At 75.0% G+C, this 15,626-nt stretch carries 14 protein-coding genes and 1 rRNA gene; 3 read left to right on the forward strand and 12 right to left on the reverse strand.

Features of this window, described 5'->3' with window-relative positions; genetic code table 11:
* Positions 1–70 precede the first annotated feature (70 nt).
* Positions 71–1,696, forward strand: a complete 1,626-nt coding sequence (locus ACFWJO_RS35555) for a PucR family transcriptional regulator (protein ID WP_386872046.1) — start codon at positions 71–73, stop codon at positions 1,694–1,696.
* Between the two features lie 32 nt (positions 1,697–1,728).
* On the opposite strand, the gene ACFWJO_RS35560 is transcribed toward ACFWJO_RS35555, so the two are convergent.
* The 6 genes from ACFWJO_RS35560 to ACFWJO_RS35585 form a co-directional block, all read right to left on the reverse strand.
* Positions 1,729–2,835, reverse strand: coding sequence for a glycosyltransferase family 4 protein (locus ACFWJO_RS35560; RefSeq protein ID WP_386872027.1), 1,107 nt, complete (start codon positions 2,833–2,835; stop codon positions 1,729–1,731).
* Positions 2,836–2,908: 73 nt separating this feature from the next.
* Positions 2,909–3,751 (reverse strand): hypothetical protein, encoded by an 843-nt coding sequence (locus ACFWJO_RS35565; protein ID WP_386872029.1) that lies wholly within the window; start codon positions 3,749–3,751, stop codon positions 2,909–2,911.
* Between the two features lie 29 nt (positions 3,752–3,780).
* The gene (recN, locus tag ACFWJO_RS35570; RefSeq protein ID WP_384422247.1) at positions 3,781–5,523 is read right to left on the reverse strand and encodes a DNA repair protein RecN; all 1,743 of its coding nucleotides are present in this window, start codon (positions 5,521–5,523) and stop codon (positions 3,781–3,783) included.
* 242 nt (positions 5,524–5,765) lie between these two features.
* Positions 5,766–6,704: an NAD kinase gene (locus ACFWJO_RS35575; RefSeq protein ID WP_384422249.1), complete on the reverse strand. Its 939-nt coding sequence runs from the start codon at positions 6,702–6,704 to the stop codon at positions 5,766–5,768.
* Positions 6,701–7,516, reverse strand: coding sequence for a TlyA family RNA methyltransferase (locus ACFWJO_RS35580; protein WP_386872031.1), 816 nt, complete (start codon positions 7,514–7,516; stop codon positions 6,701–6,703). Before ACFWJO_RS35580 ends, ACFWJO_RS35575 begins: the two co-directional genes overlap by 4 nt.
* Positions 7,517–7,523: 7 nt before the next feature.
* Entirely contained in the window at positions 7,524–7,847 is a 324-nt protein-coding gene (locus ACFWJO_RS35585) for a hypothetical protein (RefSeq protein ID WP_386872033.1), read from the reverse strand.
* A gap of 41 nt (positions 7,848–7,888) precedes the next feature.
* Between ACFWJO_RS35585 and ACFWJO_RS35590 the strand changes: the two genes are divergently transcribed.
* Entirely contained in the window at positions 7,889–8,236 is a 348-nt protein-coding gene (locus tag ACFWJO_RS35590) for an SCP2 sterol-binding domain-containing protein (RefSeq protein ID WP_386872035.1), read from the forward strand.
* 101 nt (positions 8,237–8,337) lie between these two features.
* On the opposite strand, the gene ACFWJO_RS35595 is transcribed toward ACFWJO_RS35590, so the two are convergent.
* The 4 genes from ACFWJO_RS35595 to ACFWJO_RS35610 all read right to left on the reverse strand — a co-directional run bounded on the left by ACFWJO_RS35595 (position 8,338) and on the right by ACFWJO_RS35610 (position 12,695).
* Positions 8,338–9,240, reverse strand: a complete 903-nt coding sequence (locus ACFWJO_RS35595; protein ID WP_386872037.1) for an ABC transporter ATP-binding protein — start codon at positions 9,238–9,240, stop codon at positions 8,338–8,340.
* Positions 9,241–9,278: 38 nt separating this feature from the next.
* Positions 9,279–10,310 carry a FecCD family ABC transporter permease gene (locus tag ACFWJO_RS35600; protein ID WP_386872039.1) on the reverse strand — a complete coding sequence of 344 codons (1,032 nt, stop codon included), beginning with the start codon at positions 10,308–10,310 and terminating at the stop codon, positions 9,279–9,281.
* A complete protein-coding gene (locus ACFWJO_RS35605; RefSeq protein WP_386872048.1) occupies positions 10,307–11,266 on the reverse strand; it encodes a FecCD family ABC transporter permease in 960 nt (319 codons plus the stop codon). The genes ACFWJO_RS35600 and ACFWJO_RS35605 overlap by 4 nt, the downstream gene beginning before the upstream one ends.
* A 289-nt stretch (positions 11,267–11,555) precedes the next feature.
* On the reverse strand, positions 11,556–12,695 hold the full coding sequence (locus tag ACFWJO_RS35610) for an HAD hydrolase-like protein (RefSeq protein ID WP_386872041.1): 1,140 nt from the start codon (positions 12,693–12,695) through the stop codon (positions 11,556–11,558).
* A gap of 86 nt (positions 12,696–12,781) precedes the next feature.
* On the opposite strand from ACFWJO_RS35610, the gene ACFWJO_RS35615 reads away from it, so the two are divergent.
* A complete protein-coding gene (locus ACFWJO_RS35615; protein ID WP_386872043.1) occupies positions 12,782–14,068 on the forward strand; it encodes a DUF1015 domain-containing protein in 1,287 nt (428 codons plus the stop codon).
* 76 nt (positions 14,069–14,144) lie between these two features.
* On the opposite strand, the gene ACFWJO_RS35620 is transcribed toward ACFWJO_RS35615, so the two are convergent.
* The gene (locus ACFWJO_RS35620; protein ID WP_386872050.1) at positions 14,145–14,906 is read right to left on the reverse strand and encodes a tetratricopeptide repeat protein; all 762 of its coding nucleotides are present in this window, start codon (positions 14,904–14,906) and stop codon (positions 14,145–14,147) included.
* Positions 14,907–15,535: 629 nt separating this feature from the next.
* Positions 15,536–15,626: ribosomal RNA gene (gene rrf / locus ACFWJO_RS35625) — 5S ribosomal RNA — on the reverse strand; the annotation flags it as partial.

Below are 15,626 nucleotides of genomic sequence, written 5' to 3' on the forward strand. Positions count from 1 at the left end.
AGTGTCCGGCCCGTTAACCGCCCGGTGATGTCGCGGTGACGGGCCCGGCGGGTAGCTTCCGTCCATGTCCATGGAAAGTCAGGGCGGGATCACCGTGCAGCGGGCGCTCGAACTCCCCGGGTTGCGCGGCGGGCTCCCCGAGGTCGTCGCGGGCGCGGACCGGCTGCACCGCACCGTCCGCTGGGTCCACGCCGGCGAGGTGCCGAACATCGCCTCGCTGCTCAGGGGCGGCGAGCTGCTGCTCACCACCGGGATGGGCCTGGGCACGCGCCCGGCGGAGCAGCGGGCCTTCGTACGGCGGCTCGCCGAGCGCGGCATCGCGGCGCTCGTGGTGGAGCTGGGCCCGCGGTTCGCACGGCTCCCGGCGACGATCGTGGAGACGGCGCGCACCGCCGGACTGCCGCTGGTCCAGCTGCACCGCGAGGTGCCCTTCGTCGCCGTGACGGAGGAGATCCACACCGAGATCGTCAACGGCCACTACGCGCTGCTGCGGCAGGCGGAGGAGGTCCACCGGCAGTGCACCGAGGCGCTGCTCGGCGGTGGCGGGGTGCCGCAGGTGCTGCGGATCCTGGCCGACTTCGCGCTCAACCCGGTCTTCCTGGAGACCGCCGACGGCCAGCTGCTGTACGCGGCGGGCACCGAGACCGAGCCCGCCGACCCGCTCCAGGTGTGGGACGGGCTGCGCGGGCAGCGCGCGGCGCGCGAGTCGGGCCCGCCGGCCGGCGCGGTCCTGGTCGACGTGCCGGGCGGTGGAGGGCCGGGCACGTCGTCGGTGCGGGCGAGGCTGGTGCTGCTGGCCGTCTCGTCGCCGCTGTCCCCGGTGCACCGGATGGCGGCGGAGCGGGCGGCGGGCCTGCTCGCGGTCGTCCTGATGCAGGCCCGGCAGGAGGAGGAGCTGGCGGCCCGCGGCCGTGGCGACTTCCTGACGGACCTCGCGGAGGGCCGGATCACGGCGGAGGACGCGCCGGCGCAGGCCCGGGTCCTCGGCTTCAAGCCGGGCGACGGGCCGCTCCTTCCGGTCGTGATGCGACTGGCCTCCGAGCTGTCCCCGTCGGGCAACTGGGCCCTGCTCGCGCGGGCCGTGCTCGAGGAACTGTCCGCGGTCGGCGTCCCGGTCCTCCTCGGCGTCCGCCCGGTGGAAGGCCGCGTCCCGCTCCTGCTGGGGCTGCGCTCGGAGTCGGAGCGCACGGCGGTCGCGGACCGGGTCGCGGCGGCGCTGCGGGCCGGCGTCGAGCGGGCCGGCCTGGAGCGCGCCGGCGCCCACCCGCCGGTCGTGGTGGTGGGCGTCGCGGGCGGCTGGGCGGCGGCCTCGGCGGGCCTGCGGCACGCGGCGGAGACGGCGACGGCCGCGCAGGGCCTGTCGGACCGCCCCTGGTACGACGCCCGCCGCCTGGACACCGACCTGCTGCTGTGGCGCCTGCGGGACCACCCGGACCTGGCGGCCTTCGTGGACCGCGCGATCGGCCCGCTCCGCGACCACGACCGCACGTCCAGGCCTCCCCTGCTGCCGACCCTGGAGACCTACCTCGCCCACGCGGGCCGCAAGGCCGAGACGGCCCGCGAGCTCCACCTCAATCGGCAGACCCTCTACAACCGCCTGGCCCGCATCTCCGAACTCCTCGGCACCGACCTGGACGACCCCCAGACGGTCCTGGCCCTGAGCCTGGCACTGAGGGCCCGCCGCCACACGACGTGACCGCGCCGCAGGGGCTCCCCCGGCCCCTGCGGTCAGTGCCTCCGCGCCGGTCCGGCCCGGTCCGACAGCTCGTCGTACACGCTCAGGACGTGCGCGATCGTCTCGTCCTCCGTCGGCCAGGTGCCCGCCTGCACCCGGCCCGCCGCCGCCAGGTCGAGGCGGCGGTCCGCGTCCTCCAGCAGGCCCCGTACGGCGTCCGAGAGGGCGTCCGCGTCGCCGTACGGAACCAGTTCCGCCGCGTCGCCGACGAGTTCGGGAACTCCGCCCACCGCCGTCGCGACGAGCGGCACACCGAGCCGCAAGGCCTCCTGGGCGAGCAGGGAGCGGGCCTCCCAGCGCGACGGCAGGACCGCGACGTCCGCCGCCGCGAGCAGCTCCGCCACGTCGTCGCGGCGTCCGATCAGCCGCACCGCGAGGCCCTCCGCCTCGATCCGCCGCTGCAGCGCGGGCCGTTCGGGGCCCTCGCCCGCGATCACGAGCAGCGGCGACGGGTCGAGCTCCCGCCACCGCCGCGCCGCGTCGAGCAGCATCCCGTATCCCCGCCCGGGCTCCAGCGCACCGACGGCCATCAGCAACGGCCGGTCCACCGCGCCGAGTTCGGCCCGGGCCTTGCCGTCGTGCAGGCAGACCGGCGCCCGCGAGGCGGGCACGGTGACCGGCGCGAGCCGGGCGTCGCGGGCGCCGCGCCGCCGGGCCCGGTCGACGAGTTCGGACGAGGTGCCGAGGACGACGGACGCCGCCCGAACGGTCCTGCGCTCCAGGAGCCGTACGAGCCCGGCCCGCGCGCCCGCCACATGGCTGCGCGTATGCCAGGTCGTGACGAGTGGGGTGCGCGGCGCGGGGGCGCCGGACAGCGCGAGCGAGGCCCGCACCGAGGCGTCGAGGCCGTGCGCGTGTACGACGTCGGCGCCGATGAAGGCGTTGCGCAGTACGGCGACCACCGCCGGGCCGCCCCGGCGCGCCGCGGGCACGAAATGCGCGCCGGCGCCCGTGAAGTCGTAGACGTGGTCGAGTTCGGGCGGGGCGCACACGGTCACCCGCACGCCCCTCGCCACGAGCCCCGAGGCAAGCGATCTGACGTGCGCGCTGCTGCCCGCGCTGCCGCCGCCCAGCACTTGGACCGTACGGAGCTGTGTCACGCGCCCAAGGATGCCAGTCCGTACGCACGTTCCGGCACCGAAGTCCCCGCGTTGCCGTGTCGCCCGCCGCAACTTACCGGCCGGGATCACCCACACGGGTGAGCGCAGGGGCGGGCAGGGAGGCGCGCGCAAGCTCGCTCACACGCTCCCCGTACGCCGCCGCGGCGACCAGACCGGTCGAGTGGACGGCGAGGGCGAACCGCCCGCCGGCCGCCGCGACGGCGGTGCCGAGGGCGGCCCCGAGCGCGTGGGCGCCCATGTCACCGAGCATGGTGCGCTCGGCCAGGTCGTCGGCGAGCACCGCGGCGGCGGCCCCCATGGGCACCGCGGCGAGCGGCCCGCGCAGCAGCCACGGCGCGCCGAGCCCGAGCACGAGCAGTCCGGCGCGGCCGGGCCGCACGTCCACCAGGTTGACGAGATGGGCCGTCCCGGCGACGACGACACCGGCGAGGAATTTGTCCAGCGGGCGTTCCCTGAGCAGCGCCCCGGCCGCGAGCCCGGCGGCGCCGATCCCGAGGAGCTTGACGGCCCCGCTGGTGACCTCGCCGTCCCGCAGCGCCGTCAGATGGGCCCGGAAGCCCCGCCGTTCGTCGCCGCGCAGGTCGTCGTGGCGCCCGCAGACGGCCCCGGCGGCGGTGGCGAGCACGGCCGGCGTCCCCGGCAGGGCCGCGAACGCGGCGCCGAAGGCGACCGCCGCTCCGGCCTGGGTGTGCATGGTACGGCCGGCGTGGTTGGTGCGCTGCCAGCTCGCCGGGTTGCCCGGCGGGCGCCGCCGCAGCTGTCCGTGCGCCACCCGCGTCGCGCCGAAGGCGACGGCGAAGCGGACCGCCCGGTCCGCGACCGCGGAGAGCGCCCCGGCCGGCCGTCCCCCTGCCGGGCCGCCGGCCGGGCGGGCGGCGGACCGGCCCGCGGCCACGCCCGTCACAACCGCCCACGGCCCCGGCATCAGGCGTCCGCCCGCGCCGTCGCCAGCAGCTCCTCGGCGTGCGCCCGCGCGGTCTCGGAGTCCTCCTGGCCCGCGAGCATCCGGGACAGCTCGCGCACCCGGTCCTCGCCCTCCAGGACGGTGACGCCGGAGCGGGTGACCGAGCCGTCGTTGGTCTTCTCCACGAGCAGCTGCCGGTCGGCGAAGGCCGCCACCTGCGGGAGGTGGGTGACCACGACGACCTGCGCGGTCCTCGCGAGCTTGGCGAGCCGGCGGCCGATCTCGACCGCCGCCTTGCCGCCGACGCCCGCGTCGACCTCGTCGAAGAGGTACGTCGGCACCGGATCCGTACCGGCGAAGACGACCTCGACCGCGAGCATCACCCGGGACAGCTCACCGCCGGACGCGCCCTTGGCGATGGGCCGCGGCGGCGCGCCCGGGTGCGGCGCGAGGAGCAGTTCGACCTCGTCGACACCGGACGGGCCGTAGGCGACCCGGCGGCCGCCGACCTCGACGCCGTCCGGGTCCTCGGTCTGCCGGATCGCGAAGGACACCCGCGCGTGCGGCATGGCCAGCGAGGCCAGCTCGGCGGTGACCGCCTCGGCGAACCGCGCCGCCGCCTCCGTACGGGCGTCGGTGAGCCGCTGCGCGAGCGCCGAGAGCTCGTCGCTCAGCCGGTCCCGCTCGGCGGTCAGCTCCTCGATGCGCTCGTCGTCGCCGTCCAGCTCGGTGAGCCGGGCCGCGCTCTGCTCCGCCCACGCCAGGACGGCGGTGATGTCCTCGCCGTACTTGCGGGTGAGCTGGGTCAGCGCGGCGCGCCGCTCCTCGACCGCGGCGAGCCGCAGCGGGTCGGCGTCCAGGTTGTCGGCGTAACCGGCCAGCTCACCGGCCACGTCGGCGAGCAGGATGGAGATCTCGCCCATCCGGTCCGCGAGCGCCGCGAGCGCCGGGTCGTGCGCCCGGACGGCCTCCAGGGCCCGGCCCGCGCCCGCGACGAGCGTCGTCGCGTCCACGGCCTCGGGGTCCTCGGGCTGCCCGGCGAGCGCGGCGTGCGCGAGGGCGGCGGCGGAGGCCAGCGACTCGGCGTGCCCGAGCCGCTCCGCCTCCGCGGCCAGCTCGACGTCCTCGCCCGCGCGCGGTTCGACGGCCTCGATCTCGCCGAGCCCGAAGCGCAGCAGATCCGCCTCCTGGGCCCGCTCCCGGGCCCGGGTGGTGATCTCCTCCAGCTCGGCGGCGACGGCCCGCAGCCTCTTGTACGCCTCGCCGTAGGCGGCGAGCGGCACGGCGACGGCGTCCCCCGCGTAACGGTCGAGCGCGCCGCGCTGCCGGGCCGGCTTCAGCAGGCCCTGCTGGTCGGTCTGGCCGTGCACGGCGACGAGCTCGTCGGCGAGTTCGGCGAGCAGTCCGACCGGCACCGAACGCCCGCCGAGGTGGGCGCGGGAGCGGCCCTCCGCCGAGACGGTACGGCTGACCAGCAGCGCACCCTCGTCGAGTTCGGCGCCCGCCTCCTCGGCGCGCGCGGCGGCCGACGCGCCGGGGGGCAGCGTGATGCGCCCCTCGACCACGGCGGAGCCCGCCCCGATCCGCACCAGGGCCGGGTCGGCCCGCCCGCCGAGCAGCAGCCCGAGGCTGGTGACGACCATGGTCTTGCCCGCACCGGTCTCGCCGGTCACCGCGGTGAAACCGGGCGACAGCTCGACGACGGCGTCGTCGATGACACCCAGCGACCGTATCCGCATCTCCTCCAGCACGCCCCAGACCATACGAGGTTTTCGCCGCCCGGTGCCACGCCACCCCCCTTCGGGGGCGAATTCACCGCTCGCCGAGGTGACGCGTACCTTTCCGGGCACTGCGTCGTTGTCCCGTGGACACGGGCCGCTGGACACGCCGCTACGGACCCCGGACACGTCGCAACAGGCCCTCTGGACACGTCGCCACGGGCCTCTGGACACGTCGCTACGGGCCTGGACACGTCGACACGTCGCTACGGCCCCGGGACACCCCGCTAGTGCGGCGCCCCGCGCCACCCCGACACCGGCAGGGCGAACTTGGCCACCAGACGGTCGGTGAACGAGGCGTGGTGCAGCCGGGCGAGGCGGACCGGGACGGCGCCGCGGCGCACCTCGACCCGGGCTCCGGCGGGCAGCTCGATCGTCCGCCGGCCGTCGCACCACAGCACGCCGTCCGGGGTGTGCGGCTCGACCTCGACCGCGAGCACCGACTGGGGCGTGGTGACGAGCGGCTTCGCGAACAGCGCGTGCGCCCCGATCGGCACCATGAGCAGCGCCTCCACCTCGGGCCAGATCACCGGGCCGCCCGCGGAGAAGGCGTACGCCGTCGACCCGGTCGGCGTCGCGCAGATCACCCCGTCGCAGCCGAATCCGGTCACCGGCCGGCCGTCGATCGCGAGGACGACCTCCAGCATCCGCTCGGGGGACACCTTCTGCACGGCGGCCTCGTTCAGCGCCCAGTCCCGGTGCAGCACGTCGCCGTTCTGGTAGACGGTGACGTCCAGGGTCATCCGCTCCTCGACCTCGTACGCCCTGGTCACGACCCGGTCGACGACCTTGTCGAGGTCGTCGCGCTCGGCCTCGGCCAGGAAGCCGACCCGGCCCAGGTTGACGCCGAGCATCGGCACGCCGGAGGCGCGGGAGAACTCGGAGCCGCGCAGCAGGGTGCCGTCGCCGCCGAGGACGACGAGGAGTTCGCAGCCGTCGAGCGCGTCGGAGCAGGCCTCCGGCACCTTCTCGACGGACGGCGGCAGCGGCAGGTCGGCCGCCTCCGCCTCCAGGACGCGCACCCCGATGCCGCTGCGCAGCAGCCCGAGGACGACGAGTTCGGCGCTGCGGACGGCGGCCGGCCGGCCGGTGTGGGCGAGCAGGAAGACGGTGCGCCTGCCTGCGGTGCGGCTGCTTTCGCTAGACGTGCTCGAAGCTGTGCTCAACGAGGTCCTTCCGCCACGGCGCGGTCGACTTCCGCGGGATCGAGAGCGGGCGCCCCGGCCCGCAGCCACAGAAAGTACTCGACGTTGCCGGAGGGGCCGGGCAGCGGGCTCGCGGTGACCCCGAGGACGCCGAGCCCGAGCTCGGCCGCCCGGCGGGCGACGTTCTTCACGGCGTCGGCGCGGAGTTCGGCGCTCCGCACCACTCCGCCGGAGCCGAGCCGCTCCTTGCCGACCTCGAACTGCGGCTTGACCATGAGCACCAGGTCCGCGTCGGGCGCGGTGCAGGCCACGAGGGCGGGCAGCACGAGACCGAGCGGAATGAAGGAGAGGTCGCCGACGACGAGGTCGACCGGGATGCCGTCGATGGAGTCGAGGGTCATCTCGCGCACGTTCGTGCGGTCCTTGACGGTGACCCGCTCGTCGCTCTGCAGCGACCAGGCGAGCTGCCCGTAGCCGACGTCGACGGCGACGACGTGGGCGGCGCCGGCGCGCAGCAGCACGTCGGTGAAGCCGCCGGTGGACGCGCCCGCGTCGAGCGCGCGCCGGCCCTCGACGCGCAGCCCCTGCGGCACGAAGGCCGCGAAGGCCCCGGCCAGCTTGTGGCCGCCGCGCGAGACGTAGTCCGGGTCGGCCTCGTCCTGGGCGACGACGATGGCCGCCGCGGTCTCGACCTGGGTGGCGGGCTTGGTGGCCACGGTCTTGCCGACGGTCACCCGGCCCGCGGCGATCAGCTGGCTGGCGTGCTCGCGCGAGCGCGCGAGCTTGCGCCGTACCAGCTCGGCGTCGAGACGGCGGCGTGCCGGTCCTGCCACGTTCGGTTCAGCTCCTGTTGTCGTACGGACGAGGTCCGGGCGGTGCGTCGAGCGAGGTCAGCTCGGCGCGCAGCCCTTGGTGTACATCCTCGTACACGTCGAGGTGTCCGTCCGCCGTGAGGTGGTCGGCGTCGCCGAGCCGGTCCAGGAGCGCGTCGACCGCGGGCCGGCCGGTCGGCATGCGGACGACGCCCAGGGGGGCGGGCCCGGCCTCGTCGAGGCCGCCCGGCGCGTGAGGGGCGTCCTGCTCGTCGGGACGGGCCGGGTCGTCGGGGCGGGCCGGGTCGTCGGGGCGGGCCGGGTCGTCGGCTGCCCGATACGCGTCGCTCATGCCCCGACGCTACCGCGAAGCCCTGGGGTACGGTCGACCCGATGGCAACGATCGCGGAGTGCCGTGCGGCACTCGACAGACTCTCCGACAACCTGGCCGGCGCGAACGGCGAGGTGCGCGGCGCGGCCGCGCTCGACCGCACCCTGAGCTGCCACATCACGGACCTGGACACCACGTTCACGGGCCGCCTGGCCGACGGCCGCATCGAGGTCGAGTCCACGCTCGCGGGCCCGCCCGCGCAGAAGGCCGAGATCCGGCTCCGCATGACGGGCGACGACCTGGTGTCGATGGTCGACGGCGAACTGAACTTCGCCAAGGCCTGGGCCTCCGGCCGCGTCGCCCTGGAAGCCGGCTTCCGCGACCTGCTGCGCCTGCGCAAGCTGCTGTAGGGGCGCTCGCGCACGGCGGCCGCGGGCCGGGCCGGGAGGGGCGGGGGGCCCGGAGCGGGAGCCCCCGGCGCCGGGAGCCCGCCCTCAGCCGCCCGCCTCCCTCACGTCGCCGACGCGGGCTCCGGCTCCGCGTCCGCGGCCCCGGCGGCCTCGGTGGCCCCGGCCTTCCGCTTCGCGCGGGCCTTGCGGCCCGCCGGGACGACCAGCGGAGTGCCCGTCTCCGGGTCCTCGATGACCTGGCAGCGCAGTCCGAAGACCCGCTCGACCAGCTCGGCCGTGACGACCTCGCTCGGCGGGCCCTCGGCGACGACCTCGCCGCCGCGGCAGGCGATGAGGTGGGTGGCGTACCGGGCCGCGTGGTTCAGGTCGTGGAGCACCGCGACCAGCGTCCGGCCCTGCGTCTCGTGCAGTTCGGCGCACAGGTCGAGGACATCGATCTGGTGCTGGATGTCGAGGAAGGTGGTCGGCTCGTCGAGGAGCAGCAGCGGGGTCTGCTGGGCGAGCGCCATCGCGATCCAGACCCGCTGGCGCTGACCGCCGGACAGCTCGTCGACGTACCGCTCGGCCAGCTCGGCGACGCCGGTCGAGGCCATCGACTCCTGCACGATCCGCTCGTCCTCGGGGGACCACTGGCGCAGCAGTCCCTGGTGCGGGTAGCGGCCGCGGGCGACGAGGTCGGCGACGGTGATGCCGTCGGGCGCGATGGAGGACTGCGGCAGCAGGCCCAGCGTCCTGGCGACCTTCTTCGCGGGCATCGAGTGGATCGCCTGCCCGTCGAGCAGCACCCGGCCCTCGGTGGGCCTGAGCATCCGGGACAGGGCGCGCAGCAGCGTCGACTTGCCGCAGGCGTTCGGGCCGACGATGACCGTGAAGGAGTTGTCGGGGATGGCGACGCTCAGGTCGCGGGCGATGACCCGCTGGTCGTAGGCGAGGGTGACCGACTCGGCGCTGAGCCGCTGCGCCCGCTGCCCCGCCTGCCGCGGCGTCTGCTGCTGCCCGTTCATACCCTGGCTCCTGATCGTGTCGTTCGTGTGCGCGGTGGTCATATGCGGCCGGCCTTCCGCTCGCTGACGAGCAGCCACAGCAGGTAGCAGCCGCCGAGGACGCCGGTGACGACGCCGACCGGGAGCTGGCGCTCGCCGAAGGCGTTGGTGGCGGCCCAGTCGGCCACGAGCAGCAGGGCCGTGCCCATGAGCGCGGACGCGGCCAGGTTGGGGCCGGGCGAGCGGGTGAGCCGGCGGGCCAGCTGGGGCGCGCTCAGCGAGACGAAGACGATGGGGCCCGCGGCGGCGGTGGCGACGGCCACGAGCAGCACCGCGGCGGCCATGAGGACGATCCGGGTCCGCTCGACCTTGACGCCGAGGGCGTACGCGGCGTCGTCGCCCATCTCCAGCATCCGCAGCGCCCGCCCGTGCCCGAGGACCAGCGGCAGCAGCACGCAGCTGACGGCGAACAGCGGCCAGAACTGCGCCCAGTCGCGGCCGTCGAGCGAGCCGGTCATCCACACGACCGCGCGCGTCGCGTCGACGAGCTGCGCCTTGGTGATGAGGTAGTGGATGACGGCGGTGAGCATGGCGGCGGCGCCGATGCCGACGAGCACGAGCCGGTAGCCGTGCACTCCGCGCTTCCAGGCGAGCAGGTAGATCACGGCGCCGGTGACGAGCCCGCCGACGACGGCGCCCGCGGCGGCGGCCGCCGCGCTGCCCTGGAAGAGGACGATGACGGCGAGCGCGCCGACGGTGGAGCCCTGGCCGAAGCCGATCACGTCGGGGCTGCCAAGCGGGTTGCGGGAGACCGACTGGAAGACGGCGCCGCCGACGCCCAGGGCGGCACCGACGAACACGGCGACGAGGACGCGGGGCAGCCGCAGGTCCATCACGGCGAACTCCTGCACGGGCGTGCCGTCGCCGAGAAGGGTGGCGACGACGTCGCCGGGCGCGATCGGGAAGTCGCCGCTGCCGATGAGGACGACCGCGACGGCCAGGGCGAGCACGAGCAGGCCGAGGACGGAGAACAGGGCGCGCGGCTCGTAGCGTACGGAGAGGCCGCCGGCCCGCAGGGTCTTGGTGCTCACAGCTTGGCCATCCTCTTGCGGCGGACGAGACGGATGAAGACGGGCCCGCCGACGAGCGCCGTGACGATGCCGACCTGGAGTTCGGAGGGGCGGGCCACGACCCGGCCGATGACGTCGGAGCCGAGGAGGAGGACGGGCGAGAGCACCGCCGCGTACGGCAGGATCCAGCGCATGTCGGGACCGGTGATCGACCGCACGATGTACGGCACCATCAGGCCGACGAAGACGATCGGCCCGCAGGCGGCGGTCGCGGCGCCGCACATCAGCGTCACCGACAGCATGGCGGTGATCCGGGTGCGGTTGAGGTTGGCGCCGAGCGCCCGCGCGGTGTCGTCGCCCATCTCCATGGCGTTGAGGGGCCGGGCGATCAGCAGCGCGAGGACGGTGCCGACGAGGATGAAGGGCGCGACCCGGCGGACGGTGTCCATGTTCGCGTCGGCGAGCGAGCCGACGGTCCAGAAGCGCAGCCGGTCCAGGGCGGCGGAGTCGAGCAGCTGTACGGCGTTGACGTAGCCGTACAGGGCGGCGGTGGCCGCGGTGCCGGCGAGCGCGAGCCGCACGGGGGTGGCGCTGCGGCTGCCGCCCAGGACGTACACGACGACGGAGACGACGGCCGCGCCGACGAAGGCGAACCACACGTAGGAGGCGGCGTCGGTGACCCCGAGGAAGGCGATCGCGGACACGACCGCGGCGGCGGCGCCCGCGTTGACGCCCAGCAGGCCGGGCTCGGCGAGCGGGTTGCGGGTGAGTCCCTGCATGACGGCGCCGGACAGGCCGAGGGCGAGACCGACGAGCAGGCCGAGGAGGGTGCGGGGGACGCGGACGTCGTGGATGACGACGTCGTTGCGGATGCCGCTGTTGTGGAAGAGGCCGTGCCAGACGTCGCCGAGCGGCACCGGCTTGGCACCGATCATGATGCTCAGGACGCAGATCAGCAGCAGGATCCCGACGGCCACGACCAGTCCGACGGCGCGCAGCGAGTTCCGGCGCCTCGGATTCCGGACAGGGCCGGCCGGCTCCGCGCTCGCACGGGAGGGAGTCTCGACCAACACGAGGTTAGGTTAGCCTACCCTCCCATTGATGATCGATCCCCTGTACGAACGAGGAGCCGGCCGCATACGGGCGGGGGCCGCCTGAGCGAGCTGCGGCTCGCCCGTACGGGAACGCCTCAAGGAAACGAGGCCCGGCGCGAAGACCGTCGCCGCCAGGTCGCCGCGCCTCGCCCCGCGTGGGCAGCCGTGCCCCTTACGCCGGCCCCGACCCCAGCCCCAGCCGCTCCAGCGCCTTCGCCGCGTCCAGACCGCACGCGCCGGCACCGGCCTCCGTCCAGGCAGCCGCGCACAGCGCCCGTACGCCGTCCAGCGGATCCAGCGAGTCGCCCGCCGCGCCCCCTTCACGCGCCTCAGCCGCCACAGCCGCCACAGCCGCCTCCTTCGTCTCGCGCGCCTCGCCCTCGAGCAGCAAGGCACCCCCGCTCACCGTCGCCGTCCAGCCCCCGCACCGGAACGCGCCGTCCGCGCCCTCCGTCACCTCCGGCTGGGCGACCAGCAGACCGCGCAGGTCCCTCGCCACATACGTCGGCCGGTGCTCCGGCACCGCCGCGAGCAGCCGCGCCACATCGGTCACCCCGGTCAGGACGAGCAGCGAGTCCACGCCACCGTTGAACGCACCCTCGATGTCCGTGTCCAGCCGGTCGCCGACCACGAGCGGCCGCCGGGCGCCGGTCCGCAGCACCGTCTCGCGGTGCATCGGCGGCAACGGCTTGCCCGCGACCTTCGGCTCCGCGCCCGTCGCGATCCGCACGACCTCCACCGCCGCCCCGTTGCCCGGCCCGATGCCCCGCGCGCTCGGAATCGTCAGGTCCGTGTTCGACGCGTACCAGGGCAGCCCCCGGCCCACCGCGTAACTCGCCTCCGCGAGCCGGCCCCACGGCAGATCGGGGCCGCCGTACCCCTGCACCACCGCCACCGGGTCGTCGTCCGCCGACTCCACCGGCACCAGGCCCCGCTCACGCAGGGCCACCCGCAGCCCCTCGCCGCCGATCAGCAGGATCCGCGAGCCCGGCGGCACCTCGTCCGCGATCAGCCGGGCCACGGCCTGCGCCGAGGTGATCACGTCGCCCGGCTCCGCGGGCACGCCCAGCTCGGTCAGGTGCGCGGCCACCGTGTCCGGTGTCCGCAGCGCGTTGTTGGTGACGTACGCGAGGTGCATGCCCCCGGCCCGGGCCGCGCCCAGCGCCTCGACCGCGTACGGGATCGCGTGACCACCCGCGTAGTACACGACGCCGTCCAGGTCGAGCAGCGCCGTGTCGTACGCCTCGCTCAGCGCGCGCGCACTCCCGTCCGGCCGGTTTCTGCCCTGCCGTCCCTGGCCGAATCCCGTCATTCCATGTACTCCTCACGTTTCGGCAGGTGAAAATGCCCCGCTCCCCTGATCATCGCTCATGACCACCCGCCACATAGGATGACGAGATGAACACCTCAGGTCACGCGGCCGACGACGTCCGCGCCCCCGGTCTCCGCCTGAACCCCTTCCGGGGCATCAGGTACGTCCCCGAGCGGGTCGGCAGCCTGGCCGCCGTGACCTCACCGCCGTACGACGTCGTGGTACGGCCCGACGGACTGCACCACCTCGAATCGGCCGACCCCCACAACATCGTCCGGCTGATCCTCCCGCAGGCCATCACCGCCGGCACCCGCCACCGCAAGGCAGCCGTCACCCTCGACCGCTGGCTCGCCGACGGCATCCTCGCCCCGGACCCCGAGCCCGCCCTCTACGTGTACGAGCAGCGCGGCGACGGCATCCTCCAGCGCGGCCTCATCGGCGCACTCGAACTCTCCACCCCGGCCGAGGGCATCGTCCTCCCCCACGAGGACGTCATGCCGCACGTCGTCGAGGACCGCGCCGACCTCATGCGCACCACCGCCGCCAACCTGGAGCCGCTGCTCCTCACCTACCGCGGCGACGGCGACGGCGCGGGCGCCGTCATCGACCGGGTCGTCGAACGCGAACCGCTGCTGTCCACGACCACCGAGGACGGCTTCCACCACCGCCTCTGGTCCGTCACCAACCCGGCCGACCTCACCGCCGTCGCCACCGAGCTCGGCCGGCACCAGGCCCTCATCGCCGACGGGCACCACCGCTGGGCCACCTACCTCCGGCTCCGCGAGGAGCACACCGCGCCCGGCCCGTGGAACCACGGCCTGGTGCTCCTCATCGACACCGCCCGCTATCCGCTGCGGGTCCGCGCCATCCACCGCCTCCTCAACCGGCTCCCCGTCGCCGACGCGCTCGCCGCCATCGGCGACGGCTTCCGCGTCACCCGCGTCGACGGCCCGCTGCCCGCCGCCCAGGAGGCCCTGGCCGCCGCCACCGCCGAAGGCAACGCCTTCCTCCTCGCCGGGGACGGCACCTTCCACCTGCTCGACCGCCCCGACCCGGCGCTGCTCGCCCGCACCGTCCGCACGGACCGGCCCGAGGCCTGGCGCACCCTGGACGCGACCGTCCTGCACTCCACCCTCCTCGACCACGTGTGGCGCATCCCGGACGCCCCCGAGGACATCGCCTACATCCACGACACCGAGGCCGCCGTCGCCCAGGCGGAGCGCCGCGGCGGCACGGCCGTGCTCATGCACCCGGTGAGGGAGGAGGTCGTACGGGACCTGGCCCGCCAGGGCGTCACCATGCCCCGCAAGTCGACCTCCTTCGGCCCGAAGCCGGCGACCGGCCTGGTGCTCAGGAGCCTGGCACTCGACTGACCGCCGGCCTTCCGGCGGAAACGACGAAGGGCGGCACCCCGGCAGGGGTGCCGCCCTTCATGTCGTACCGCAGGCGTCAGCTCTCGTCGCCGTCGGCGAGGCCGCCCCGGCCGCTCTCCCGCTCGTCCGCGTCGGAGTCACCGGCCACACCGGACGCGCCGGACTCCTGCGAGCCCTCGGAGTCCTCGGAGTCGTCGCTCTCCTCGACGTCGTCGGAGTCGTCGAACGCGTCGACGAACTCGACGCCGTCCAGCTCGGCGAGCCGGTCGGAGGCGTCCGTGGAACCGTCCTTGTCGGCCTCCAGCGCCTTCGCGAACCACTCGCGCGCCTCGTCCTCGCGCCCGGCCGCCAGCAGCGCGTCCGCGTACGCGTAACGCAGTCGGGCGGTCCACGGGTGGTTGGCGTTCGACGCCAGCTCGGGGCTCTGCAGGGTCACGATGGCGGCGTCGAGCTGCCCCATGTCCCGGCGGGCGCCGGCGGCCACGAGCCGCATCTCGACCTGCCCGGCCTTGTCCAGCTTCTGCACCTCGGGCTCACCGGCCATGGCGAGCGCACGCTCGGGCCGGCCGAGACCGCGCTCGCAGTCGGCCATGACGGGCCACAGCTCGACACTGCCGGTCATCCGCCGCGCGGCGCGGAACTCGGCCAGCGCCTCGGAGTACTTCTGGGTCGCGTACGCGGCGAAGCCGGCCGCCTCGCGGACGGCGGCGACGCGGGACGCGAGCCGCAGGGCGATGCGCGAGTACTCGTACGCCTTCTCCGGCTCCTCGTCGATCAGCTGGGCAACCATGACGAGGTTACGGGCGACGTCGTCGGCCAGTCCCTTGGGCAGGCTCATCAGCTCCTGCCGCACGTCCGCGTCGATCTCCTCACCGGTGACCTCCGGCGGAATCGGCAGGCGCTTGATGGGCGCGCGGTCGCCACCGCGACGCTCGCCCCGGTCGCCCCGGTCGTCACGGCGCCCGTAGCCACCCCGGTCGTCCCGACGCGGCCCACGCCCACGGTCGTCACGCCGGTCGTCACGGCCGCGGAACCCACCGCCACCACGCCGGTCGTCCTCACGCCGCGGCCCACGGGGCCGCTCGTCGCGACGGTCGTCGCGGCGGTCGTCGCGGCGCTCGTCGCGACGGAAGGACGGCCGGTCGTCACGACGGTCATCACGCCGGTCGTCACGACGGTCGTCGCGACGGAACGACGGGCGGTCGTCACGGCCGCGGTAGCCGCCGCCACGGTTGTCGTCACGACGCGGCCCACGGAAGCCGCCCCGCTCGCCACCGTCCCGGCGACGCGGCTCGCGCTCCGGACGGTCGTCGGGAGAGTTGGTGGACATCGACGTGACTCCTGTCTTCGGGTACTGCAGTCATTCTCGCGCAGCCGGCACCGCACCGCGCTTTCAGAAAATTCGGAGGAAAACAAAAAGGACCCGTGGCCCAGCGTGAACGCTGGGACCACGGGTCCTGAAAGATTGTTCGGCGGCGTCCTACTCTCCCACAGGGTCCCCCCTGCAGTACCATCGGCGCTGAAAGGCTTAGCTTCCGGGTTCGGAATGTAACCGGGC

The organism is Streptomyces sp. NPDC127092, from assembly GCF_042722475.1.
Lineage (GTDB): Bacteria > Actinomycetota > Actinomycetes > Streptomycetales > Streptomycetaceae > Streptomyces.